At 63.9% G+C, this 23,816-nt stretch carries 19 protein-coding genes; 9 read left to right on the top strand and 10 right to left on the bottom strand.

Features of this window, described 5'->3' with window-relative positions:
- Positions 1 to 133: 133 nt before the first annotated feature.
- The 4 genes from thrS to phaC all read right to left on the bottom strand — a co-directional run bounded on the left by thrS (position 134) and on the right by phaC (position 5,468).
- Entirely contained in the window at positions 134 to 2,083 is a 1,950-nt protein-coding gene (gene thrS / locus BMI88_RS07375; protein ID WP_078547453.1) for a threonine--tRNA ligase, read from the bottom strand.
- 300 nt (positions 2,084 to 2,383) lie between these two features.
- The gene (gene phaR, locus BMI88_RS07365) at positions 2,384 to 2,932 is read right to left on the bottom strand and encodes a polyhydroxyalkanoate synthesis repressor PhaR (protein ID WP_078522837.1); all 549 of its coding nucleotides are present in this window, start codon (positions 2,930 to 2,932) and stop codon (positions 2,384 to 2,386) included.
- Positions 2,933 to 3,082: 150 nt separating this feature from the next.
- A complete protein-coding gene (locus BMI88_RS07360) occupies positions 3,083 to 3,532 on the bottom strand; it encodes a phasin, PhaP (RefSeq protein ID WP_078542726.1) in 450 nt (149 codons plus the stop codon).
- Between the two features lie 142 nt (positions 3,533 to 3,674).
- Positions 3,675 to 5,468, bottom strand: coding sequence for a class I poly(R)-hydroxyalkanoic acid synthase (phaC, locus tag BMI88_RS07355; RefSeq protein ID WP_078547449.1), 1,794 nt, complete (start codon positions 5,466 to 5,468; stop codon positions 3,675 to 3,677).
- Between the two features lie 110 nt (positions 5,469 to 5,578).
- On the opposite strand from phaC, the gene phaZ reads away from it, so the two are divergent.
- Positions 5,579 to 6,889, top strand: coding sequence for a polyhydroxyalkanoate depolymerase (gene phaZ / locus BMI88_RS07350; protein ID WP_078542728.1), 1,311 nt, complete (start codon positions 5,579 to 5,581; stop codon positions 6,887 to 6,889).
- Between the two features lie 129 nt (positions 6,890 to 7,018).
- The gene (locus BMI88_RS07345; RefSeq protein WP_078547447.1) at positions 7,019 to 7,801 is read left to right on the top strand and encodes an NERD domain-containing protein; all 783 of its coding nucleotides are present in this window, start codon (positions 7,019 to 7,021) and stop codon (positions 7,799 to 7,801) included.
- On the opposite strand, the gene BMI88_RS07340 is transcribed toward BMI88_RS07345, so the two are convergent.
- From BMI88_RS07340 to pepN, 6 genes are all read right to left on the bottom strand, one after another.
- The gene (locus BMI88_RS07340; protein ID WP_078547445.1) at positions 7,787 to 8,497 is read right to left on the bottom strand and encodes an alpha/beta hydrolase; all 711 of its coding nucleotides are present in this window, start codon (positions 8,495 to 8,497) and stop codon (positions 7,787 to 7,789) included. The genes BMI88_RS07345 and BMI88_RS07340 overlap by 15 nt on opposite strands.
- A 97-nt stretch (positions 8,498 to 8,594) precedes the next feature.
- The gene (locus BMI88_RS07335; protein ID WP_078547443.1) at positions 8,595 to 9,338 is read right to left on the bottom strand and encodes an alpha/beta hydrolase; all 744 of its coding nucleotides are present in this window, start codon (positions 9,336 to 9,338) and stop codon (positions 8,595 to 8,597) included.
- Positions 9,339 to 9,410: 72 nt separating this feature from the next.
- Complete coding sequence (locus BMI88_RS07330; RefSeq protein ID WP_078522830.1) at positions 9,411 to 10,382, bottom strand: DUF808 domain-containing protein; 972 nt, start codon at positions 10,380 to 10,382, stop codon at positions 9,411 to 9,413.
- 143 nt (positions 10,383 to 10,525) lie between these two features.
- Entirely contained in the window at positions 10,526 to 12,043 is a 1,518-nt protein-coding gene (gene gatB, locus BMI88_RS07325) for an Asp-tRNA(Asn)/Glu-tRNA(Gln) amidotransferase subunit GatB (protein ID WP_078542733.1), read from the bottom strand.
- A gap of 86 nt (positions 12,044 to 12,129) precedes the next feature.
- Positions 12,130 to 12,543 (bottom strand): hypothetical protein, encoded by a 414-nt coding sequence (locus tag BMI88_RS07320; RefSeq protein WP_078547441.1) that lies wholly within the window; start codon positions 12,541 to 12,543, stop codon positions 12,130 to 12,132.
- Between the two features lie 141 nt (positions 12,544 to 12,684).
- Entirely contained in the window at positions 12,685 to 15,255 is a 2,571-nt protein-coding gene (gene pepN, locus BMI88_RS07315) for an aminopeptidase N (RefSeq protein ID WP_078547439.1), read from the bottom strand.
- A gap of 512 nt (positions 15,256 to 15,767) precedes the next feature.
- On the opposite strand from pepN, the gene BMI88_RS07310 reads away from it, so the two are divergent.
- The 7 genes from BMI88_RS07310 (at position 15,768) to scpB (ending at position 23,812) form a co-directional block, all read left to right on the top strand.
- Entirely contained in the window at positions 15,768 to 17,933 is a 2,166-nt protein-coding gene (locus BMI88_RS07310; protein ID WP_078547437.1) for a malate synthase G, read from the top strand.
- Complete coding sequence (locus BMI88_RS07305; RefSeq protein ID WP_078547435.1) at positions 17,930 to 18,352, top strand: heme-binding protein; 423 nt, start codon at positions 17,930 to 17,932, stop codon at positions 18,350 to 18,352. Before BMI88_RS07310 ends, BMI88_RS07305 begins: the two co-directional genes overlap by 4 nt.
- Before the next feature lie 155 nt (positions 18,353 to 18,507).
- Positions 18,508 to 20,253, top strand: a complete 1,746-nt coding sequence (gene argS / locus BMI88_RS07300) for an arginine--tRNA ligase (RefSeq protein ID WP_078547433.1) — start codon at positions 18,508 to 18,510, stop codon at positions 20,251 to 20,253.
- Positions 20,254 to 20,327: 74 nt separating this feature from the next.
- Entirely contained in the window at positions 20,328 to 21,374 is a 1,047-nt protein-coding gene (locus BMI88_RS07295; protein ID WP_078547431.1) for an SPOR domain-containing protein, read from the top strand.
- Positions 21,374 to 22,375 carry a glycoside hydrolase family 3 N-terminal domain-containing protein gene (locus BMI88_RS07290; RefSeq protein ID WP_078547429.1) on the top strand — a complete coding sequence of 334 codons (1,002 nt, stop codon included), beginning with the start codon at positions 21,374 to 21,376 and terminating at the stop codon, positions 22,373 to 22,375. The genes BMI88_RS07295 and BMI88_RS07290 overlap by 1 nt, the downstream gene beginning before the upstream one ends.
- Positions 22,368 to 23,150, top strand: coding sequence for a ScpA family protein (locus BMI88_RS07285; protein WP_078522820.1), 783 nt, complete (start codon positions 22,368 to 22,370; stop codon positions 23,148 to 23,150). The genes BMI88_RS07290 and BMI88_RS07285 overlap by 8 nt, the downstream gene beginning before the upstream one ends.
- Positions 23,147 to 23,812 (top strand): SMC-Scp complex subunit ScpB, encoded by a 666-nt coding sequence (gene scpB, locus BMI88_RS07280; protein WP_078547427.1) that lies wholly within the window; start codon positions 23,147 to 23,149, stop codon positions 23,810 to 23,812. Before BMI88_RS07285 ends, scpB begins: the two co-directional genes overlap by 4 nt.
- The last annotated feature ends 4 nt before the right edge of the window (positions 23,813 to 23,816 follow it).

Below are 23,816 nucleotides of genomic sequence, written 5' to 3'. Positions count from 1 at the left end.
GGCGGTAGGAAAGTCTGTAACACACGCATATTCAAGTCTCTCCGAGAATTGCAAAAATGCAATGACATTCCGTGAGGGGCGCAAGCCCCTCACAGGTCTGTGAAAATTCCGGATCAGCCTGAATTTGCGGCAATTATCCGCGCAAATCGGGCGGCGTCGATTCGGTGATCAACTGCTCGACGATCTCGTCGATTGCGACCGTGGAGGTGCGGGTGTCGCCGAGTTTGCGGACAGACACGGTGCGTTCCTCGACCTCTTTCATCCCGATCGCGAAGATGTAGGGGACCTTGCCGAGCGAGTGCTCGCGGACCTTGTAGTTGATCTTCTCGTTGCGGGTGTCGGCCTCGGCGCGGATACCGGCGGCGCGCAGCTTCGACGTCACTTCCAGCACGTAATCGTCGGCATCCGAGACGATCGAGGCCACGACCACCTGACGCGGCGCGAGCCAGAGCGGCATCTTGCCGGCGAAGTTCTCGATCAGCATGCCGATGAAGCGCTCGAACGAGCCCAGCACCGCGCGGTGCAGCATCACGGGACGGTGGCGTTCGCCATCCGAGCCCACGAATTCCGCATCCAGCCGCTCGGGCAGGTTGGTGTCGACCTGCAGCGTGCCGCATTGCCAGTCGCGCCCGATCGCGTCGGTCAGCACGAATTCCAGCTTCGGCCCGTAGAATGCGCCTTCGCCTTCGAAGATCTCGTAATCATAGCCAGCGGCCTTGCAGGCATTGCCGAGCGCGGCTTCGGTGTAATCCCAGCTCTCATCGCTACCGATGCGCTTCTCGGGACGCGTCGACAGCTTGATGCGCCAGTCGGTGAAGCCGAGATCGTCATAAATCCCCGAGAGGAACTTGATGAATTTCTCGGTTTCCGCCTCGATCTGATCCTCGGTGCAGAAGATATGAGCGTCGTCCTGCGTGAAGCCGCGCACGCGCATGATCCCGTGCAGCGCGCCCGAGGGCTCGTAGCGCGCGCAGGAGCCGAACTCGGCCATGCGCAGGGGCAGGTCGCGATAGGATTTGACGCCCTGATTGAAGATCTGCACGTGGCAGGGGCAGTTCATCGGCTTGAGCGCGTTGACCGTCTTTTCGCGCGCATGATCCTCGTCGACTTCGACGATGAACATGTTCTCCTGATAGTTCTCCCAGTGGCCCGAGGCCTCCCAGAGCTTGCGGTTCACCACCTGCGGCGTGTTCACCTCGACATAGCCGTCATCGCGCTGCTTGCGGCGCATGTAGTCCTGCAGCGCGGTGTAGATGGTCCAGCCGTTCGGGTGCCAGAAGATCTGGCCCGGCGCCTCTTCCTGCATGTGGAACAGGTCCATTTCGCGGCCGAGCTTGCGGTGGTCGCGCTTGGCGGCCTCCTCCATCATCGTGACCCAAGCGTTGAGATCCTTCTTGGTCTTGAAGGCCACGCCATAGATGCGCTGCAGCATCGGACGGCTGGAATCGCCCAGCCAATAGGCGCCCGCGACATGGGTCAGCTTGAACGCATCCGCCGGAACCTGACCGGTATGCTGTAGGTGCGGGCCACGGCAGAGATCCTGCCAGTTGCCGTGCCAATACATCCGGATGTCTTCGCCTTGCGGGATCCGGTTGATCAGCTCGACCTTGTAGGGCTCTTCCGTCGCCAGATAGTGGTCGATCGCGTGTTTGCGGCTCCAGACCTCGGTCTTGATGGCGTCGCGCGCGTTGATGATCTCGCGCATCTTCTTCTCGATCGCGCCGAGGTCTTCGGGCGTGAAGGGCTCTTCGCGGTCGAAGTCGTAGAACCAGCCATTGTCGCGGACCGGGCCGATCGTGACCTTCACACCGGGATAGAGTTCCTGCACGGCGCGGGCCATGATATGGGCGAGGTCGTGGCGGATCAGCTCCAGCGCGGGGCCGTCATCCTGCATCGTGTTGATGGCGATCTGCGCGTCTTCCTGGATCGGCCATTGCAGATCCCAATGCGCGCCATTGACCTGCGCGGAGATCGCTTTCTTCGCCAGCGACGGTGCGATCGAGGCGGCCACTTCGGCCGGCGTCACGCCCGCGTCGTAGTCGCGCGAATTGCCATCGGGAAAGGTGAGGGAGATCTGGGACATGTCGTCCTCCTCGTCGGTTTGGCGCCCACGGAACGCCCGGTTGCGGGATATATGCTTCCCGAGCCTTTTGCGCGGCTCGCGCGCGGCTGTCAATGGGGCCGGGCAGGGGGAGATGTCGCAGGGGGGGCTCCGCCCCCGCGCTGGCGCGCTCCCCCGGGATATTTTGGCCAAGCCGAAGCTGAGAGCCTCGTGCGCGTTCGTGTTGGCGAAAATATCCCGGGGGTGAGGTGCGCAGCACCGAGGGGGCAGAGCCCCCTTGGCTATGGGCCAAGAAAAAGGCGCCGCTCGGGCGCCTCTCGCTTACATCTTGTTGAGCTTGCTCTGGAGATCGGCGAGTTGTTTCTTGATCGAGTCCAACTCGCCGCGATCGTCGCCGTCATCGGGCGCGGGGCCGGACGAGCCTGCCGTGCCCCAGCCTGCCATCATGTTCTGCAAGAAGGCCTGTTGCTGCGCCTGCAGCGCCTCGAAGCCCGGCATCGAGGCCATGGGATTCGGCATCTTGTTCATGTTCTCGAGCATATGCGAGTGCCCCTCGCGCAGCATCTCGAAGCTGGCTGCGAGGAATTGCGGCACCACCGATTGCGCAGCCCCTGTATAGGAGCGCACCAGATCGGTCAGCACGTCGACGGGGAGGACATTCTCGCCGCGGCTTTCGTGCTCGGCCACGATCTGCAGCAGATATTGCCGCGTCAGGTCGTCGCCCGATTTCAGATCGACAATCTGCACCTCGCGCCCGTCGCGGATGAATTTCGCGATGTCTTCGAGCGTCACGTAATCGCTGGTCTCGGTGTTGTAGAGACGGCGGCTGGCGTAACGCTTGATCAGCAAGGGCTTTTCGTCTTCGGCCATGTGATGCGATCCTCCCCGGATTGTGCTTGTGCAGCGATTGTGTGACGCCGCGCTGCCAAAAGCAATAAAAGAAAAAGGGCGCGCCACGAGGGCGCGCCCGAGATACGCGAGGCCGACTGGGAGGAGAAAGCCGGTGCCCGCGGTGAATTCTTACTTCGCAGCCGCCGTGGCTTTCTTCGTCGCAGCGGTCATGTCGGCGGTCGCCTTCTTGACGTTTGCGGAGGCTTCTTCCGACATGTCCTTGCCGGCAGCCATCATCAGTTCGACGGTGTCCATCTGAACCTTTTTCGCGATTTCAGCGAAAGCGGCCATGTTTTCGGCAGCCATCTCGGCCGAAGCCGACGCGAAGTCGCTCATCGCCTTGGCGTAATCGGCGGGCTCTTCCTTGGTTTTGGTCAGGTCGCCCATCTTGTCGATGGTGCCCTTGGTCCATTTGGTCGAGATTTCGGTCGACTTGCCGGCAGCTTCAAGCGCCACCTGCGACATCTTCTCGCCCAGAGCCGCTTGCGATTTGAAAGCGTCTTGGAATTTCGAGGTGTCGACGGGGAAGGACGCCATCATGTCCTGCATGATCTTGGTGTAGTCTTGGGTCTTAGCCATGTGAGTGCTCCGTTGGGTTGGGGCCCGTGGTCTGGAACGTTGGCGGGGCCCTTTGGGTTACGCAACGTATATACATGCTGCGGCGCAGCATTTCAAGAGAGGAATTGCTGCGCCGCAGAAATTTTCAACCCGAGCGGGAAAGTTATATCTTAACCATCTCTTTGACATAAGTGCCGGGCGCATCAGCCAAAACCGGGTGCTCCGCGTCACCGGGCTGGCGTGCGGGGACCATCGCGCCGGACTTCTTGGCCAGCCATTCGCCCCAGCGCGGCCACCAGCTTCCCTCGTGGAACTCCGCCTGCGCTTTCCACTCGTTGGGATTCGCGACCGGGGCTTCGGAGGTGTAGTGGCCGTATTTCTTCTTGCTGGGCGGATTGACGATCCCGGCGATATGGCCCGATTGCGACAGGATGAAGGTCTTGTCCTTCGATCCCATCTTCGCGACGCCGTTGAACGAGGCGACCCAGGGCGCGATGTGGTCGGTCTCGCAGGCGATCGCCATCAGCGGCACGTTCACGTCCGAGACCTTGACCGTCTCTCCCAGCACCTCGAAGCCGTCGCGCGCGAAGCGGTCCTTCTGGCAGAGCCCGCGCAGATACTCGACCGCCATCTTGCCCGGCAGGTTCGTCGAGTCGCCGTTCCAGAACAGCAGATCGAAGGCGGGCGGGGATTCCCCCATCATGTAGCTGCGGATCGCGGGTCGGTAGATCAGATCGTTCGAGCGCAGGTAGGAGAAGGTGCGCGACATGAAGTAGCTGTCGAGCACGCCGTCGGCCTTGCATTGCCGCTCGATCCCGTCGACGAAATCGTCCTGCAGGAAGACCGCGAATTCGCCCTGATCCGAGAAGTCGGTGAGCGTGGTGAAGAAGGTGGCCGAGTTGATCGACTTGTCCTTGCGCTTGTTCAGCAGGCCCAGCGTCAGCGAGAGCGTGGTGCCCGCGATGCAATAGCCGACCGCGTTGACCTTCTTCTCGCCGGTGATCTTCTTCACCTCGTCGATCGCGGTCAGATAGCCCTCCTGCACGTAGTCATCCATGCCGACATCGGCATAGCTCTGATCGGGGTTCTTCCAGCTGACCACGAAGAGGGTGAAGCCCTGATCGACGATCCAGCGGATCAGCGAGTTCTGCGGCTTCAGGTCCATGATGTAGAAGCGGTTGATCCAGGGCGGGAAGATCACCAGCGGGGTCTTGTGAACCTTCTCGGTGGTCGGCGTGTACTGGATCAGCTCGAACAGGCGGTTGCGATAGACCACCGCGCCCTCGGCGGTGCCGATATTCTCGCCCACGGTGAAGGCGTCCTTGTCGGCCAGCGTCACCAGCAGGTCGCCGCGGTTCGCTTCGATGTCGCGCACGAGGTTCTCGAGCCCTTTCACGAGGCTCTCGCCCTCGGTCTCGATCGCCTTCTCCAGCGCGTCCGGGTTGGTGGCGAGGAAATTGGTCGGCGCCATCAGGTCGATGATCTGGCGCGAGAAGTAGTTCAGTCGCTGACGGTCCACCGGATCGAGATCGTCGAGCTTGTCGACCGCCTCTTTCACGCCTTTGGCCGCGATCAGATACTGCTGTTTGATGTAGTTGAAATAGGGGTGGCTGTCCCAGAGCGGATTGGCGAAGCGCGGGTCGGACGGGCCGGGATCTTCCGGTGGGCGGAACGCGCCCTTGGCGAGCGCCTCCTGCGCTTCGAGGTAATGCTTCATCGCCTGACCCCAGTAATTCACCTGGGCTTCGAGGATTTTCGACGGCTTTTCGAGCCACTCGTTCATCATGGCGGCAGAGGACGTCATGTAGAGATCGGCGCCGGGGCCTTCGAGGGCCGGGTTCATCGGTCGCTTATGCGCGATCGCATCGACCATGCGCTCAGTCAGTTCTTCGATGCGGGCCAGATTGTCCTGCATTTTCTGCGACGCAGCAATTTTGTCCGTCTCCTCGGTTGTCATAAATGATATTCCTCCCTATCCTCTGCACCAGCATAATATCGCCGCAGTCTTGGGGTAAAGCGGCGTTTCCATTGCCGAGTGAGTGCGTGGCCCGCCCCGAGGAGTTGTATATGAAAACGATCATGTCCTACGACCTGATGGAGACCTTCAGGAACACGAACGAGTGGATGGGCGCCTCGGCGCGCGCCATGGCGTCCTACCCGGTCTGGGGGCTCGCCCCGCATCCGATGTTCAAGATCATGTCGGCCTGGGGCCGGGTGACGGAGCGTTCGTTCGCACGGATGGTGATCAAGCCCGACTGGGGCATCCATTCGATCGCAGCCGAGGACGGGCGCGATCACCTCGTCGAGGTCGAGACCGTGCTCGACAAGCCCTTCGGCAGCCTCGTGCATTTCAACGTCCACGGCCGCGAGCCGATGGAGCGGCGCATCCTGCTGGTGGCGCCGATGTCGGGCCATTACGCGACGCTGCTGCGCTCGACCGTGGCCTCGCTGCTGCCCGATGCGGACGTGTGGGTGACCGATTGGCATAATGCGCGCGACATCCCCGTTTCCGAAGGCAAGTTCGATATCGAGGACTACACCCTCTACCTTGTCGATTTCATGAAGAAGATGGGCCCTGACTGCAACGTGATCGCCGTGTGTCAGCCCGCACCGCTCGCGCTGGCCGCAACCGCTTATCTGGCAGCCGAAGATCCGGCCGCGCAGCCGCGCACGCTGACCCTGATCGGCGGGCCGATCGATCCCGACGCGAAAGCGACCGAGGTTACCGATTTCGGGCGTCGCGTCACGATGGGCCAGCTCGAGCAGATGGTGATCCAGCGCGTCGGCTTCAAATACAAGGGCGCGGGCCGTCTGGTCTATCCGGGCCTGATGCAGCTCGCCTCGTTCATCTCGATGAACATGGACAAGCACGCGCAGGCCTTCCAGGAAAAGATCTGGAGCGAGGCGCAGGGCGAAGGCTCCGAGCATGACAAGCATTACCGCTTCTACGACGAATACCTCGCGGTGATGGATATGACGGCGGAATTCTACCTTTCGACGGTGGAGCGCATCTTCAAGGGCCTCGAGATCGCCCAGAACCGCTTCGAGGTCGGCGGCAAGATGGTCGATATCTCGAAGATCACCAAGGTCGCGGTGAAGACCGTGGAGGGCGAGAAGGACGACATCTCCGCGCCCGGCCAATGCGTCGCCGCGCTCGACCTGTGCTCGGGCGTGCCGGATTCGATGAAGCAACAGCACCTCGAGCCCGGCGCAGGCCATTACGGCATCTTCGCAGGGTCGCACTGGCGCAACAACATCCGCCCGCTGGTCCTCGATTTCATCGACGAGAACGCCGACAACCCCGCGCCCGGGAAGGGGAAGCCCGCGACGGTCACCCCGATCCGCAAGAAGAAGGTGAAGACGGCCGAGGCGGGGTGATCTCACTCCACGCGAGAGTTTTAGAAAAGCGCTGCTTCGGCAGCGCTTTTTTATTCGCGACTTCGCCATCGTTTTGACGGGTTTCGGCGCATGATCGGAAAATCACTTTGATTTTTTGAGACCGAAATTATGAACGCATTGTTTTTCCCCGTTGTACTGCTTCTCCTCCTCTTAGTTGCGATCGTAAAATCCCCCCGTTTCAAGGGGTTCATCGGAGAGGTTTACGTCAGCAAAGGGCTCAAGAAGCTCGCTGAAGAGGGGGACATGCATCTCTTCGATGATGTGACCCTGCCCGTGAAGGACGGGACGACGCAGATCGATCATGTCCTCATATCGCGGAGCGGCGTGTTCGTGATCGAGACCAAGAACATGAGCGGTTGGATATTCGGTGCGGAGAGGCAATCTCAGTGGACGCAGGTTCTCTATAAGAAAAAGACCAAGTTTCAGAATCCGCTGCGGCAAAACTACAAGCACATCAAAGCGATCGAAGACTGTCTTGGTGTAGATGGCAGCAAGGTTCAGGGGGTTATCGTCTTCGTTGGTGGGGCGGTCCCGAAAACCGAGTTTCCTTCCAGCGTTCACTGGCGACGGAAATCGATGTTCAACTTTCTGAAGGCTCCCCGCCAAGTGATACTCAGGGAGAGTGAGGTTGCGGCGCTATGTCAGGCTTTGGAAAATCGGCGGTTCGAGCGGGGTTTGCGGACCACGCAGCTGCACATCAAGAACGTCAGGAGGACGCAAGTCGAAGCGCAGGCATCGACAGATGCGTGCCCGCGATGCGGATCCGCGATGGTCGAGCGTCGTAGCAAGAAGACGAATGACGTCTTCATGGGCTGTACGAATTTCCCCAAATGCCGTGGGACCCGGAAAGTCGAAGCCCCGAAGGTTGTTGCGTTCTCACGCCAACAATAACGGCGCCTCCAGCCAGTCGCGCAGGTTCTGGGTGATCTTCTCGGGCTGCTCCAGCGGGCTCAGGTGGCCTGCGCCGAGGATCAGGCGGAATTCGGCGTGGGGCATCAGCTCGGCGAGGAATTCGTGGCGGCGCGGTGGGCAGATCTTGTCGTATTCGCCGCACATCAGCAGCGCGCGGGTTTTCGTGGCGCGCAGCGTGCGTTGCAGGTCGGGGCGGCGCATCAGGGCGCGCGATTGCGCTTCGAACGTGTCGGCGCCCAAGCCTGCCGCCATCTCCAGCATCATTGCCTGAATTTCCGCACGACCGGGTTCGGGGGCGAGGCTCTCGGCGGGGATTTCTTCCAGCATCATCTCGTCGAGCCGCCCGGTGAGCGCCTTCACGATCCGGGTTTCGCGCGCGGCGGCGATTTGCGGCATCTCGGGCAGGGGGGAGACGTCGAGCAGCGCGACCTGGCTCACCCGGTCGGGGGCGCGGCGCAGGATCTCGATTGCGACGATCGCGCCCAGCCAATGCCCGACCAGCGCGAATTGCGGCGGGGCCTCGTCCAGCACGGTCTGCGCCATCTCCTCGATCGTCGCGCCACGCAGCCGCGCCACCATCACCGAGCGCTCGGAGGACAGCTCCTGCAGCGGGTGCCAGAACAGCCGTGCGTCGCACATGAATCCGGGTAGAAAGACCAGCGGGTCGCTTGGCATCGCTCGAAACCTCAATCGCGGCGCGTTTTCGCGCTTCTCGCGTCGAGTGTGCCGCAAGGGCCGAGGTCAAGCAAATCGAAATGCCGCAAGCAGCGGATCACAGCCGGGCGAGCACCTCCGCCAGCGCGGTCTCGATCAGCGCGAGGCAATCGGGGTCCGAGAAGCGGTGATCGGCGCCTTTGACCAAGGTCAGGCGCATATCGTCGCCTTCGGCATGCTCGAGCAGCCGGATCGCGGTCTCGGTGCTGACCGCCTCGTCGGCGGTGCCTTGCAGGAAATGCGTGGGGAAGGGCAGCGCCAGCGGGCTGCGCAGCACCAGCCGCTCGCGGCCCTCGTTGATCAGGCGGCGCGTGATGACATAGGGCTCGCCGTAATCCGAGGGAATGGCGATGGAGCCTTCGCTCTCTAGCTTGTGCCGGGTTTCCTTGTCGAAGCTCGCCCAATAGCCGTCTTCGGTGAAATCGGGCGCGGCGGCGATGGTCACGAGGCCTGCGACTTTCTCGGGATGTTCGCGCGCCATCAGGAGCGAGATCCAGCCGCCCATCGAGGAGCCCACGAGGATCTGCGGGCCTTCGGTCTTGGCCATGATCACGTCGCGCGCATCTTCGAACCAGTCACCGATCGCGCCGTCCTCGAATTCCCCGCCCGAGACACCGTGGCCGGAATAGTCGAAGCGCAGGAAGGCGCGGCCTTCGCGCTTGGCCCAGTCCTCGAGCGCCAGCGCCTTCGTGCCTTCCATGTCGGATTTGAACCCGCCGAGGAACACCACGCCCGGCCCTTTGCCCGGCGTCAGATTATAGGCGATGCGGCGGCCTTCTTGGGTCTCGAAATACTCGGTCATCTGCGCTCCCTGCGATCTGTTCGCGCCCAGCCTATCGGGCGGCGCGGGTGGCCTCAACCTGTCCGCTTGCGCTCAGTGCGCGGGCTTTTCCTTGCCGGTAACGGCGCGGTAGATCGGCTGGATGATCCGGGTGACGACGGGGATCAAGACCAGACCGTAGATCAGCCCGAAGATGCCGTCGAAGAATGCGGTGACGGCCCAGCTGACGAAGCCTTCGGCGGTGCCTGCCGCATGGGCTGCGGCCTCGGCCTGATGGTGGATCCAGTCATAGGGCGCGTGCCAGCCAAGCTCTGCCAGACCGTGCAGCACGATATTGCCGCCGACCCAGATCATCGCGGCGGTGCCGACGATCATCAGCAATTGCATCAATCTGGGCATCACATGCACGATGCCACGCCCGAGTGCGCGCGTAGGTCCGAGCTTGCCATTCTCGGCCAGCCAGAGCCCCGCATCATCGGCTTTCACGATCAGCGCGACCGAGCCATAGACCACCACCGTCACGCCGATGCCGATGATCGCAAGCGCGATCGCCTCCATCCAGATCGGCTGGCCCGAGGGCAGGGCGGCGAGGCCGATGGTCATGATCTCGGCGGAGAGGATGAAATCGGTCTTCACCGCGGATTTGACGCGCTTTTCCTCGAGATGGTCGGCGGTCTCCGCCGCGACATGACCCTCGGCATCGGGCTCATGCGGTTTGAACAGGTGATAAACCTTCTCCGCGCCCTCAAAACACAGGTAAGAGCCGCCCAGCATCAGCAAAGGCGTGATCAGCCACGGCGCGAAGGCGGACAGCAGCAGCGCCGCTGGCAGCAGGAAGATCAGCTTGTTCTTGATCGAGCCGAGCGCGATTTTCCCGACGATCGGCAGTTCGCGGGCGGGCTTGAAGCCGTGGACATATTTCGGCGTGACAGCGGCATCGTCGATCAGCGCGCCAGCGGCCTTCGAGCCCGCCTTGGCCGCTTGACCTGCCGCGTCGTCGATCGAGGTCGCCGCCACTTTGGCGATCCCCGCCACGTCATCCAGCAATGCCAGCAAGCCACTCATCGCAAACCCTTTCCCAATCACGCCCGCGTGAGCCTAGGGCGCGTCTTCCCAAGCCACAAGCGCGAAGACTTGTTCCCGAATTCTTTCCGGGCGGACATGAAAAAGGCGCCCGGAGGCGCCTTGATCGGAATGGTTTGAAAGGCTCACAGCCCCAGCTTCTGCGCGACGATCTGGTTGACCGCCTTGGGGTTGGCCTTGCCGCCCGAGGCCTTGATGACCTGACCGACGAACCAGCCAGCCAGCTTGGGGTTGGCCTTGGCCTTCTCGACCTGATCGGGATTGGCGGCGATCACCTCGTCCACGGCGGCCTCGATGGCGCCGGTATCGGTGACCTGAATCATGCCGCGCTCTTCCACGATCTTCTCGGGGTCGCCGCCTTCGGTATAGACGATCTCGAAGAGGTCCTTCGCGATCTTGCCCGAGATCTTGTCGGACTTGATCAGCCGGATGATCGCGCCAAGCTGCGCGGCATCGACCGGGCTCGACGTGATGTCGTGGTCTTCCTTTTTCAGGCGACCGAACAGCTCGTTGATGACCCAGTTCGCGGCGAGCTTGCCGTCACCGGCCTCGGCCACGACAGCCTCGAAGTAATCCGCGTTCTCGACTTCTGCGGTCAGCACCGAGGCGTCATATTCCGACAGGCCCAGCTCCTTGACGAAGCGCGCTTTCTTCTCGTCGGGCAGTTCCGGCATCGAGGCACCGATATCGTCGACCCAAGCCTGCTCGATTTCCAGCGGCAGCAGGTCGGGGCAGGGGAAGTAGCGGTAATCATGCGCTTCTTCCTTCGAACGCATCGAGCGCGTCTCGCCCTTGTCCGGATCGTAGAGGCGGGTCTCCTGCACCACTTCGCCGCCGTCTTCGACGATGGCGATCTGGCGACGGGCCTCGTATTCGATGGCCTGCTGAATGAAGCGCATCGAGTTCATGTTCTTGATCTCGCAGCGCGTGCCGAGATGGCTGAAATCCTGCGTTTCCTGATATTTCTCGTAAGCGCCCGGTTTGCAGATCGAGACGTTCACGTCCGCGCGCAGGTTGCCGTTCTGCATGTTGCCGTCGCAGGTGCCCAAGTAACGCAGGATCTGGCGCAGCTTGCCGACATAGGCCGCAGCCTCTTCGGGGCCGCGGATGTCGGGGCGCGAGACGATTTCCATCAGCGCGACGCCAGTGCGGTTGAGGTCCACGAAGGACATATGCGGGTCCATGTCGTGGATCGACTTGCCCGCATCCTGTTCGAGGTGGATGCGCTCGATCCGGACCTTGCGGGCGACGCCCGGGCCCATGTCGACGATGATTTCGCCCTCGCCCACGATGGGGTGATACAGCTGGCTGATCTGGTAGCCCTGCGGCAGATCCGGGTAGAAATAGTTCTTCCGGTCGAAGGCCGAGCGCAGGTTGATATCGGCTTTGAGGCCGAGCCCGGTGCGCACGGCTTGCGCCACGCAGAACTCGTTGATCACCGGCAGCATGCCGGGCATCGCCGCGTCCACGAAGGCCACGTTCGAGTTCGGCTCTGCGCCGAATTTGGTCGAGGCGCCCGAGAACAGCTTGGCTTTCGAGGCCACCTGCGCGTGGACTTCAAGCCCGATCACCAGCTCCCAATCCGACTTGGCACCGGCAATGACCTTGGGTTCGGGGGCTTGGAATTCGAGATGGTCGAGCATGTCCACATCCTGTCAGTAAAGGCTTGGGCAAGCTTCTAGGACAGGGCAGGGGCGGGAGCAAGAGGGCGACCGCCCCGGATTGGGGATCAGACCACCGGCACCCCATAGGATTCGAAAATCGCGCTGAGCCGGTCGAGCGGCGGCGTCGCCTCTCGTGGCAGGTAGGCGCGACGCCCGTCGCGCAGCGTGACCATGCATTCGTCGCCCGCAAGCTTGCGCCGCCGCAGCCGCGCCGAGTCGATCTGCGCAAGCGGGAACGTGCCCAATTGCCGCCCGTTGCGATAGACTTCCATTCGCGCAGGCGTGATCCGCAGCAGCCCCGAGCGGTTGCGCATCAGCTTGTACAAAGTGAGGGCGAGATAGATCCACGCAGCTACATGAATCCAGGTCGTCGCGGTCAGTTTCATTGCGCTGTAAAGCAGCGCCATCCCGAAGGCGAGGGCGAGATAGCCTCCCGCCCGTCGGGCCTGGTGTCGGTATTCAAATTCATTGTCGTCCATGGTCGAGCCCATCCGCGAAATTGCGTAACGCCCGCAAGGCGCGGGCGTCCGCGTTTCGTAGCGCGAGAACCCGGCACGGATGGGCCGAAAATACGGCCAATCCGTGGTGAGATGGGTGCGCCCGGGGGCGCTGAGCGGAAATTAGCTCAACAGACGCTGCGTCATCTCCGACAGGTCGCGGCTGAGGCCCGGCTGAGCGGCGATCCGCTCCAACTCGCTGCGCATCTTCTCGCGCCGGCCTTCGTCATAGCGCGTCCACGTCTCGAAGGCGGTGGACATGCGGGCTGCGACCTGCGGATTGACCGGATCGAGCTTCAGGAGCCAGTCGGCATAGAAGCGATAGCTCGCCCCGTCCGCGCGGTGGAAGCCCGCGTGATTGCCCGACAGCCCAGCCATCAGCGCACGGAAGCGGTTCGGCGTCTTCCACGTGAAGAGCGGATCGCCGGTCAGCACCTCTGCGCCTTCCAGCGCCATCTCTGGCGGGCAATTGGCCAGCTGGACGAGGAACCACTTGTCCATCACAAGCCGGTCGCCCTGCCAGCGGTCGCGGAATTCGGCCATGGCGGCGGCGTCCTGCCCGATCTGCACCAGAGCTGCGAGCGCGCCGAGGCTTTCGGTCATGTTCTCGGCCGAGGCGAAAAGCGCCCCCGCCCGTGCCCCGCCGTCGATGCGGTTCAGGAGCCGCAGAACGGCAAGGCGCAGCGCCCGCGGACCGGCCTGCTCGGGATCGGAGCTATAAGGGCCCGTCGCTTCGGTGCTGGTGAAGATCTCGGCCAGAAGCGTCTTGTGCGCAGTCGCCAGATCGCGGGCGAGCCCTTCACGCGCCGCGTAGATCGCCGCGGGATCGGGCGTCTCGCCCTGATCATAAAGCGCCTGCGCGATGCTGTCCTCGGAGGGCAGGTTCAGGCACAGCGCGCGGAAGGCCGGATCGGCGGTCTCGTCGCGCAGTAGCGCCCCGATCGCATCAGAGAAGGACGCGTCGGTCTGCGCTCCCAACACTCGCCCGATCAGCACTTTCTGGGCAAGCGCGCGGCCTGCCTCCCAGCGGTTGAACGGGTCGCGGTCATGGGTCAGCAGGAAGGCCAGCTCGGACGTGTCGGCGTCGCGCTCCAGCCGCACGGGGGCGGAGAAGTCGCGCAGGATCGAGGGCACCGGGCGCGTCGCGAGCCCGTCGAAGGTGAAACTCTGTTTCGCCTCGGTCATCTCCAGAACGGTGGAGGGCAGGACCTCGTCGCCATTCTCGGACAGAAGGCCGACTTCGATCGGAATGTGGCGGGGAAGTTTCTCCGGCTGGCCGGGCGTGGGGCGCGTTTCCTGTTCGAATTCAAGCGTATATGCGCCGTCCTTGAAGCTGTCGCGCACCCGCAGGGTCGGCGTGCCCGCATCGGTATACCAGCGCTTGAACTGGCTCAGATCGCGGCCCGAGCTGTCCTCGAAGACTTTCAGCCAGTCCTCGATCGTGCAGGCTTGCCCGTCATGGCGCTCAAAATAGAGGTCGAGCGCGGCGCGATAGCCGTCAGCCCCCAGCAAGCGATGCAGCATCCCCACGATCTCGGCGCCTTTCTCATAGACGGTCGCGGTGTAGAAGTTGTTGATCTCGCGGTAATGATCGGGGCGCGGCGGGTGCGAGAGCGGGCCGCGATCCTCGCGGAACTGCCGTCCGCGCAGCGCCAGCACATCGTCGATCCGCTTCGTCGCATGGCCGCGCATGTCGCCGGTGAACTGCTGGTCGCGATAGACCGTCAGCCCTTCCTTCAGGCACAGCTGGAACCAGTCGCGGCAGGTTATCCGGTTGCCGGTCCAGTTGTGGAAATACTCATGCGCGATGATGCCTTCGATACGCTCGTAATCGGCATCGGTCGCGGTCTCCGGCGAGGCGAGAACCCATTTGGAGTTGAAAATGTTCAACCCCTTGTTCTCCATCGCGCCCATATTGAAGTCATCGACGGCGACGATGTTGAAAATGTCCAAGTCGTATTCGCGCCCATAGGCCTCTTCGTCCCAGCGCATCGAGCGGTGGAGCGCCTGCAAAGCAAAGTCGCAGCGGTCCTCGTCGCCGGGGCGGACCCAGATATTCGTCGCGACCTCGCGGCCCGACATCGTGGTGAATGTGCCCGAATGCGCGCGCAGATCGCCCGCGACCAGCGCGAAGAGATAGGCGGGCTTGGGCCACGGATCGACCCATTCGGCATAGCCGTCGCGGCTCTCGACGAGATCGCCATTCGCCAGCAGCACCGGCTGGTCGCCGGTGATCGTGACGTGGAAGCGCGCCATCACATCGGGGCGGTCCGGGTAGAAGGTGATCTTGCGGAAGCCCTCGGCCTCGCATTGCGTGCAATACATGCCGTTGGACATGTAAAGCCCTTCCAGCGCGGTATTCTTCGACGGTGCGATCCGCGTGACAGTCTCCAGCGTGAAGGGCTGCGAGGGCAGAACATGCGCCGGGATCGTCAGGCCGGTCTTGCTCAGCTCGTAGTCGTCCGGCGTCAGCGCCCGCCCGTCCACTGCGACCGAGACCAGCTCCAGATCTTCGCCATCGAGTTCCAGCGCGGCCGCCTCCTGCCGGGGCGAGAAGGAAAGACCCGCGCGCACTTCGGTCGCGTCCGGGTCGAGCGTGAAATCAAGCCGCACGGTCTCGAGGGTGAAGGGGTAGGGGCGGTAGTCGCTCAGGCGCTTGGCAGGGGCTTCGGCAGCCGTCAGTTCAGCGGACATTCTAACGATATTCCTAATTAACTTCGGGTTATTTCAGGTGGCGCGCGCCCGTGCGAAAGCAAGTTCGCCTTTGCGTGAGCCGCGCCTCTGATGTTTGGCGGGCGCGACCCGGTCTTGGCGTCGCAGTCCCGCAGCTGGCGGAACAGTATCTGGCCCGCTCGGGGTTTTCAAAGCGGTTTCGCGGACCGCTCTGAGAGACGCGTGGCAGGCCGGACGAACCTGAAGCGGGTGGGTTGCGTTACCTGAGGTGAACGGGGCCTGTCCACCACGCAAGCGCCCGAGACCACCGGCGTCGGTACTGCTGAAAGAAATGGCGCGGCGACCGAGGCCGACCCGATCCAGCAGTGAGCTCGGTCGGGTAATGAGTGGCAGCGTTGTCCCTTGGGCGATCGGAGAGCCTATTCTCACCCGTTCTCCGTCTTAGCGTCTTCCCGCCCGCGACAGGCAATCCGCTGGACATTCACGCTCAGCGGTTTCATCTAGTACGCGTCTAAGAAAACCGGGAGGGCACAATGGCACAGCGGGTCGCACGAAACGAACTGCAGGTGGCGGTCGAACTGGCCGCCTTCATCGAGGATCAGGCTTTGCCGGGAACCGGCGTCGCGCCGGAGCGCTTCTGGGAGGGGCTGTCGGACCTGCTGCATACGCAGGGGCAGAAGAACCGCGCGCTGCTGGAGACGCGCGAGGCGATCCAGTCCAAGCTCGACGATTGGCATGCGCATCACCGCGCCGAAGGCTTTGATTTCGAAAATTATAAATCCTTCCTGAAAGAGATCGGCTACCTCCTGCCCGAAGGCGACGACTTCAAGATCGAGACGCCGGAAACCGATCCCGAATTCGCCACCGTCTGCGGTCCGCAGCTCGTCGTGCCGATCACCAATGCGCGCTATGCGCTCAACGCCGCGAATGCGCGCTGGGGCAGCCTTTACGACGCGCTTTACGGGACCGACGCGCTTGGCGATCTGCCGCAGGGCAAGGGCTATGACCCCGAACGTGGCGCCCGCGTGATCGAGCGTGCGAAGGCATTTCTCGACGAGGCAGTGCCGCTTGCAGGCGGCAGCTGGACCGGCGTGACCGCGCTGCGTGTCGAGAACGGCGTCTTCTTCGTGGAGAACGCGGTGGGCGAAACCGGGCTGGCCGATCCGGCGCAGTTCCTCGGGTTCAACATTTCCGACGAGGGCGCGCTGTCCGAGGTTCTGCTGGAAAATAACGGGCTGCATCTCGTGATCGAGATCGACCCGACCACCGAGGTGGGGCAGGCCGATCCCGCCGATATCGCCGATGTCATCCTCGAGGCCGCGATCAGCACGATCATGGATTGCGAGGACTCGGTCGCCTGCGTCGATGCCGAGGACAAGGTTCAGGCCTATGGCAACTGGCTGGGCCTGATGAAAGGCGATCTGCGCGAAAACGTCGTGAAGAACGGCGAGAAAACGGTCCGGCGGCTCGAAGGCGATTACCAGTTCACCGGGGGCGGTGGCGAGAAGATCACGCTGAAGGGCCGCTCGCTGATGCTGGTGCGCAATGTCGGCCACCTGATGACCACGCCCGCGATCCTGACCCGCGACGGCGAAGAGGCCTTCGAGGGGCTGATGGACGCGATGGTCACCACGCTTTGTGCGATGCATGACCTCAAGAAGACCGAAGGCCCGCGCAACTCGGTCACCGGCTCGGTCTATGTGGTGAAGCCGAAGATGCACGGCCCCGAAGAGGTCGCCTTCGCGACCGAGATCTTCGACAAGGTCGAGGAGGTTCTGGGCCTGCCGCGTTACACGGTGAAGCTGGGCATCATGGACGAGGAGCGCCGCACCTCGGTCAATCTCAAGGAATGCATCCGCGCCGCGAAGAACCGCGTGGCCTTCATCAACACGGGCTTCCTCGACCGCACGGGCGACGAGATCTACACCTCGATGCAGGCCGGTCCGATGCTCGCCAAGGGCGAGATGAAGGGCCAGCCGTGGATCGAAGCCTATGAGGATCGTAACGTCGATATCGGGCTGGCCTGCGGGCTCGCCGGCAAGGCGCAGATCGGCAAAGGCATGTGGGCGATGCCCGACCGGATGGCCGATATGCTCGAGGCCAAGGTCAATCACCCGCTCGCGGGCGCGAACTGCGCCTGGGTGCCGTCGCCGACGGCCGCCACGCTGCATGCCACGCATTACCACAAGGTCGATGTGAAACGTCGCCAGCAGGAGATCGCCGCGATGAACCGCCCGGCGCGGCTCGACGATCTGCTGACGATCCCGCTCGCACGCGGGAAGAACTACTCGGAAGAGGAAATCCGCACCGAGATCGAGAATAACGCGCAAGGCATCCTTGGCTATGTCGTGCGCTGGGTCGATCAGGGGGTGGGCTGCTCCAAGGTGCCCGACATCCACGACGTCGGCCTGATGGAAGACCGCGCGACCTGCCGGATTTCCAGCCAGGCGATCGCGAACTGGCTCGAGCATGGGCTGGTCAGCGAAGGTCAGGTGATGGAGGCGCTGCGCAAGATGGCCAAGGTCGTCGACCGCCAGAACGAGGGCGACCCGAACTACCGCCCGATGGCGCCCGGCTATGACGGCTTCGCCTTCCAGGCGGCGTGCGATCTGTGCTTCCTGGGCACGGTCCAGCCCTCGGGTTATACGGAACCGGTGCTGCATCAGCGCCGCCTGCAAGTGAAGGAGGAACGCGCATGATCACCCTCGAACAAGCGCAGAAGATGATCGACACCGCGCTCGCGCAAGGTGTGGAAGACGAACTGAAACCGCTCTCGGCGATCGTGCTGGACGCGGGCGGCCACCCGCTGGCTTTCGCGCGCGCCGATGGCGCCGCGCCGGGCCGGTTCGAGATTGCGCGCGCCAAGGCTTACGGCGCGGTGATGCTGGGCATGGGCGGCAAGGCGCAGATGGCGCGGGCCGAGGCGCAGGCCTATTTCATGGCCGCGGTGAACGGCATCTATGACGGTAAGACCTGCCCGGTGCCCGGCGGCGTGCTGATCCGCGACGAGAGCGGGGCGGTGATCGGCGCGATGGGAGTCACCGGCGACACCTCGGACAATGACGCCAAGGTGGCTGTCGCCGGGATCGAGGCTGCGGGCTTTACTGCCGAGGACTGATCCTCTCGCAAGGTCCGATTTCGGGCGGTCCGGCAGGCGATGCCGGGCCGCCCGCGTCGTCTCTGCCCCCGCTTGGGCCCCGCTCTGCCCGCGCTCGGGCCATTGACGCGCCCGGCGCGCTCTGGCAGGGGAGAGCGCAAATAAGGACAATGAGAATGCACCTGTTTTCCGACATCCGCGCCGCGGTGATTGCGGCACTCGATCAGATGGTTTCCGAGGGCGCGCTGCCCGAGGGGCTGGACTACGCAAACGTCGCGGTGGAGCCGCCGCGCGATCCGCTGCATGGCGACATGGCGACCAACGCCGCGATGGTGCTGGCCAAGCCCGCCAAATCGAAGCCGCGCGACATCGCCGAGACGCTGGCGGGCAAGCTGGCCGCAGATGACCGGATCGTCAGCGCCGATGTGGCCGGTCCCGGCTTCATCAACCTGCGCCTCGATCCCAAGGTCTGGGCGGATGTGACCCACGCCGTGCTCAAAGAGGGCGCGGATTACGGGCGTTCCGATCTGGGTAAAGGTGTGAAGGTCAACGTGGAATATGTCTCCGCGAACCCCACCGGCCCGATGCATGTGGGCCATACGCGCGGCGCGGTCTTCGGCGATGCGCTGGCGAGCCTGCTCGATTTCGCGGGCTACGACGTCACGCGGGAATATTACATCAACGATGGCGGTGCGCAGGTCGATGTGCTCGCCCGCTCCGCCTATGAACGCTATCGCGAAGCCTGTGGTCTCGAGCCGGAAATCCGCGAGGGGCTCTACCCCGGCGATTACCTGATCCCGGTCGGCGAGGCGATCAAGGCCAAGTATGGCGAGAGCCTGCTCGACAAGCCCGAAGAAGACTGGCTCGAAGATATCCGCGAATTCGCGACCGAGCAGATGATGGAGATGATCCGCGGGGATCTCGCCTGTCTCGGCGTGAAGATGGATGTGTTCTCCTCCGAGAAGTCGCTCTACGGCACCGGCCAGATCGAAGCGGCGCTGAAGCGGCTCGAGGATCTGGGGCTGATCTACGAAGGCGTGCTCGACCCGCCGAAGGGCAAGCTGCCCGAGGATTGGGAGGAGCGCGAGCAGACGCTGTTCCGCTCGACCGATTATGGCGATGACGTGGACCGTCCGGTGAAGAAGTCGGATGGGTCCTGGACCTATTTCGCGCCCGATATCGCTTATCACTGGACCAAGATCGAGCGTGGCTACGATCTTCTGATCGACGTCTTCGGCGCCGACCATGGCGGCTATGTGAAGCGGATGAAGGCGGCGGTGGCTGCGCTCTCCAATCGCAAGGTGACGCTCGATATCAAGCTGATCCAGCTGGTGAAGCTGTTCAAGAATGGCGAGCCCTTCAAGATGTCGAAGCGCGCGGGCACCTTCGTCACGCTGCGCGACGTGGTGGAGCAGGCGGGCGCGGATGTGACCCGTTTCCACATGCTCACCCGCAAGAACGACGCGCCGCTGGACTTCGATTTCGACAAGGTGCTGGAGCAGTCGAAGGACAACCCGGTCTTCTACGTGCAATATGCCCATGCCCGGGTCTGCTCGGTGCTGCGCAAGGCGGCGGAAGCGGGCTGGGACATGTCCGACGCGCGTCTGGCCGAGGTCGATCTGTCCGGCGACTGGCATCCGTCCGAGCTGGAACTGGTCAAGAAGATCGCCGAATGGCCGCGTCTTCTGGAGATCGCGGCGCGCGCGAACGAGCCGCACCGGGTGGCGTTCTACCTCTACGATCTCGCGTCCGACCTGCACAGCCTGTGGAACCGTGGCAATGACGAGCCGGCCCTGCGCTTCCTGCAGGATGGCAATGAGGCCGCATCGGCGGCGAAAATCGCCCTTGCCCGTGCCAGCGCCGTTGTCATTTCCGCCGGTCTTGGTATTCTTGGCGTGACCCCGGCTGAAGAGATGCGATAAACGCACGCCGCCGGGAACAGGCAAATTCCGGGTCAACCGGGCAAGGCCGGGCAACCGGCGGCGAGGCGACGAGCATGGCGACCTACGACTACCGCGAGAGTGGGGGGTACGGGCATGAACACCCGCAGCCCCATTACGCGCATCCCGAAGATCCCGCTCCTGAACGTGCGCCACGCGTCGTGTCGCGCTGGGTCAATGTGGCCGGCGCACTGACATCCGTGGCTATGATCGCGGGTCTGGTGGTCTGGGGCTACAAGCTGGCGATGCGCGACCTCAACGGCGTGCCGGTGATCCGCGCGATGGACGGGCCCGCCCGCATCGCGCCAGAGGACCCGGGCGGCGAACTTGCGCGCCATACCGGTCTGGCCGTGAACGACGTGGCGGGCACGGGGCAGGCGGCGCCTGCGCCCGAGAAAGTGACGCTCGCGCCCAGCCCGGAAGGCTTCACCGACGACGACAAGCCGATGGGCGAGCTGGCGGCAGAGGCCAAGGTGGCAGGCGATGAGGCCAACGCTGCGTCCAATCCGGCCGTAGAGGCCGCGATCGCCGCGCTCGAGCCTGCCGCGCTCAATGCCGATCCCTCTCAGGTGAAGGACGCGCCCGACATTCCCGTTAAGCCCGCGCTGATGAGCCCGGCGATGCCCGAGACGCGCCCCGATGCGGTCGAGCAGGAAGCAACGCCGGAGAGCGAAGCCGTCAGCGGTGTGATCCCGGCTTCGGTGCCGGGCGTTTCGCGCTCGCCGCGGCCGCAGACCAAGCCGATGCGCGATCAGCTTCTGGCGGCGGCGCTGGAGCAGGCGGTGACGAAGCAGATGTCCTCCGGTCAGGCCGAGGCGGGCGTCGTTGATATCAACCCTGCGGATCTGGCGGCGGGCACGCGCCTCGTGCAGCTTGGCGCCTTCGACACCGAGGCCGCGGCCAAGGGCGAATGGGACCGCATCGCCAAGCACTTCGACGCGCTGATGTCCGGCAAAAAGCGCGTGGTTCAGAAGGCGAGCTCGGGCGGGCGCGATTTCTATCGCCTGCGCGTTGCGGGCTTTGACGACGTGACCGAAGCGCGCCAGTTCTGCGCCGCCCTCGTGGCCGAGCGGCAGAACTGCATCCCGACGCAGGCGCGCTGATGGGCGTCGCCGCGATCTTCGGCTGCGAGGGGACCGAGCTCTCCGCGCGTGAACGCGATTTCTTCCGCGAGGCCGACCCGTGGGGCTTCATCCTGTTCTCGCGCAATATCGACACGCCCGAGCAGGTCGCCCGGCTGACCGATGCGCTGCGCGGGGCCGTGGGGCGCGATGCGCCGGTGTTGATCGATCAGGAAGGCGGGCGGGTGCAGCGGATGCGCGGTCCGCAATGGCGCGAATGGCTGCCGCCGCTGGAGCAGGCGAAGCGGGCAGGGGATGCGGCTCCGCGCTCGTTCTGGCTGCGCTCGCGGATCATGGCCGAGGAACTGCGTGCGGTCGGCATCGACGTGAACTGCGCGCCCACCTGCGATATCGCGGGGCTTCTGACCCATCCGTTCCTGCAAAACCGCTGTCTGGGCAAGGATGCGGCCACCGTGATCGCGAATGCCCGCGCCACCGCCGAGGGGCTGCTGGCGGGCGGTGTGCTCCCAGTTATCAAGCATATCCCCGGCCACGGCCGTGCGATCTCCGACAGCCACAAGGACCTGCCGGTGGTCGAGGCCTCCAAGGCCGATCTGATCGCGACTGATTTCGCGCCCTTCAAGGCGCTCGCTGATCTCCCGCTGGGGATGACCGCGCATATCCGCTTCACTGCGCTAGATGACGCCCCCGCGACGCAAAGCGCGAAGATCATCAAGATGATCCGCGAGGAGATCGGCTTCGGCGGGCTGCTGATGAGCGACGATATCGGGATGGAGGCGCTGGCGGGCGGCTTCGGGACTCGCACGGCTGCCGCACTCGCGGCGGGCTGCGATCTGGTGCTCCATTGCAAGGGCGACATGCCCGCGATGGAAGAAGTGGCGATGGCTGCCCCGGCGATGAGCGAGGCGGCAAAGGCCCGCGCCGAGGCCGCGCTCGACCGGCGCTTGCCGCCCGAGACAGTTGACATGGCCGCGCTCGATGCCGAACTTGAGGCACTCTTGAGCGGCGGCATGGATGAGTGACACCGAAAATCTGTTCGACTCGCAAACGGTAGCGGATCGGCTTCAGGCCGAGGCGCTGATCGTCGATGTCGACGGGTTCGAAGGCCCGCTCGACCTTCTGCTGACGCTTTCGCGCAGCCAGAAAGTCGATCTGCGCAAAATCTCCGTCCTGCAACTGGCCGAGCAATATCTGGCCTTCGTCGACCGCGCCAAGGCGCTGCGGATCGAGCTGGCCGCCGATTACCTCGTGATGGCGGCGTGGCTCGCCTTCCTGAAATCGCGCCTGCTGCTGCCGCCCGACCCGGAGGCCGAAGGCCCCTCGGCGGAAGATCTGGCCGAGCATCTGGCCTTCCAGCTGGAACGCCTGCAGGCGATGCGCGAGGCGGCGGCGCAGCTGATGGCGCGCGACCGGCTGGGGCGCGACACCTTCGCGCGCGGCATCTCGGAAGAGGTCGAGCGTGTCCGCAAGGTCACCTATTCGGCCTCGCTGATGGACCTGATGCAGGCCTATGCGCGCATCCGCACGCGCGACGAATTCCGCCCCTATGCGTTCGATCGGACCAATGTCTTCACGATGGAGGAGGCGCTGGACCGGATGCGCGGGCTGATCGGTTTTGCGGGCGGCTGGTCGGAGCTGACCACCTTCCTGCCCGACGGCTGGACCGCCGATCCCAAACGCCGACGCTCGGCCACCGCCGCGACCTTCGCGGCCTCGCTGGAGATGGCCAAGCAAGGCCAGATCGAGCTGCGCCAGAGCGATACGTTCCAACCCATCTCGATCCGGAAGAAGACATGAACGACGAACCGGAACAGACTGAAGAAAAAGAAGAAACCCTTTTCGCGGCGCCACCTATCGCCGAGCAGGAGCGGATGGTCGAAGCGATCCTTTTCGCCTCTGCCGAACCCGTCCGACTGCGCGAGATGGAAGAGCGGATGCCGCATGGCTGCGACCCCGCCGAGGCGCTCGTGCATCTGCGCAAGCGCTACGAGGGGCGCGGCGTGCGGGTGGTGAAGGTGGGCGACGCCTGGGCCGTGCGCACCGCACCCGATCTCGCCTTCCTGATGCAGAAGGAGACGGTGGAGGAGCGCAAGCTGTCCCGCGCCGCCGTCGAGACGCTCGCGATCATCGCGTATCACCAGCCCGTCACCCGCGCCGAGATCGAGGAAATCCGCGGCGTCGCCGTCTCGCGCGGCACGATCGACCAGTTGCTGGAGATGGAATGGATCCGCTTCGGTCGCCGCCGGATGACGCCGGGCCGCCCCGTCACCTTCGTCGTGACGCAGGAATTCCTAGACCAGTTCAGCCTCGAGAGCGCCCGCGATCTGCCGGGCCTCAAGGAGCTGCGCGCCGCCGGTCTGCTGGACTCGCGCCCCCTGCCGGGTGCAGGCTCGGATGACGACGAGGAGGGCGAGGAGGACGAGGCCCAAACCGGCCAGTCCGAATTGTTCGAGGATTGACAAG

It is taken from the genome of Thioclava sp. F36-6 (genome assembly GCF_002020305.1).
In the GTDB taxonomy this organism is placed as follows: Bacteria; Pseudomonadota; Alphaproteobacteria; order Rhodobacterales; family Rhodobacteraceae; genus Thioclava; species Thioclava sediminum.
Note: the sequence above shows the minus strand (reverse complement) of the source record. Positions and strands in the feature narration are given on the sequence as shown.

Coding starts and splice junctions, on each gene's coding strand:
- BMI88_RS07305 (WP_078547435.1), top strand. CDS start 17,930: ATGATCACCCTCGAACAAGCGCAGAAGATGATCGACACCGCGCTCGCG.
- phaR (WP_078522837.1), bottom strand. CDS start 2,932: ATGGCCGAAGACGAAAAGCCCTTGCTGATCAAGCGTTACGCCAGCCGC.
- phaZ (WP_078542728.1), top strand. CDS start 5,579: ATGAAAACGATCATGTCCTACGACCTGATGGAGACCTTCAGGAACACG.
- pepN (WP_078547439.1), bottom strand. CDS start 15,255: ATGTCCGCTGAACTGACGGCTGCCGAAGCCCCTGCCAAGCGCCTGAGC.
- BMI88_RS07310 (WP_078547437.1), top strand. CDS start 15,768: ATGGCACAGCGGGTCGCACGAAACGAACTGCAGGTGGCGGTCGAACTG.
- BMI88_RS07285 (WP_078522820.1), top strand. CDS start 22,368: ATGAGTGACACCGAAAATCTGTTCGACTCGCAAACGGTAGCGGATCGG.
- BMI88_RS07330 (WP_078522830.1), bottom strand. CDS start 10,382: ATGAGTGGCTTGCTGGCATTGCTGGATGACGTGGCGGGGATCGCCAAA.
- BMI88_RS07320 (WP_078547441.1), bottom strand. CDS start 12,543: ATGGACGACAATGAATTTGAATACCGACACCAGGCCCGACGGGCGGGA.
- BMI88_RS07340 (WP_078547445.1), bottom strand. CDS start 8,497: ATGCCAAGCGACCCGCTGGTCTTTCTACCCGGATTCATGTGCGACGCA.
- BMI88_RS07335 (WP_078547443.1), bottom strand. CDS start 9,338: ATGACCGAGTATTTCGAGACCCAAGAAGGCCGCCGCATCGCCTATAAT.
- thrS (WP_078547453.1), bottom strand. CDS start 2,083: ATGTCCCAGATCTCCCTCACCTTTCCCGATGGCAATTCGCGCGACTAC.
- BMI88_RS07295 (WP_078547431.1), top strand. CDS start 20,328: ATGGCGACCTACGACTACCGCGAGAGTGGGGGGTACGGGCATGAACAC.
- argS (WP_078547433.1), top strand. CDS start 18,508: ATGCACCTGTTTTCCGACATCCGCGCCGCGGTGATTGCGGCACTCGAT.
- BMI88_RS07290 (WP_078547429.1), top strand. CDS start 21,374: ATGGGCGTCGCCGCGATCTTCGGCTGCGAGGGGACCGAGCTCTCCGCG.
- BMI88_RS07345 (WP_078547447.1), top strand. CDS start 7,019: ATGAACGCATTGTTTTTCCCCGTTGTACTGCTTCTCCTCCTCTTAGTT.
- BMI88_RS07360 (WP_078542726.1), bottom strand. CDS start 3,532: ATGGCTAAGACCCAAGACTACACCAAGATCATGCAGGACATGATGGCG.
- gatB (WP_078542733.1), bottom strand. CDS start 12,043: ATGCTCGACCATCTCGAATTCCAAGCCCCCGAACCCAAGGTCATTGCC.
- scpB (WP_078547427.1), top strand. CDS start 23,147: ATGAACGACGAACCGGAACAGACTGAAGAAAAAGAAGAAACCCTTTTC.
- phaC (WP_078547449.1), bottom strand. CDS start 5,468: ATGACAACCGAGGAGACGGACAAAATTGCTGCGTCGCAGAAAATGCAG.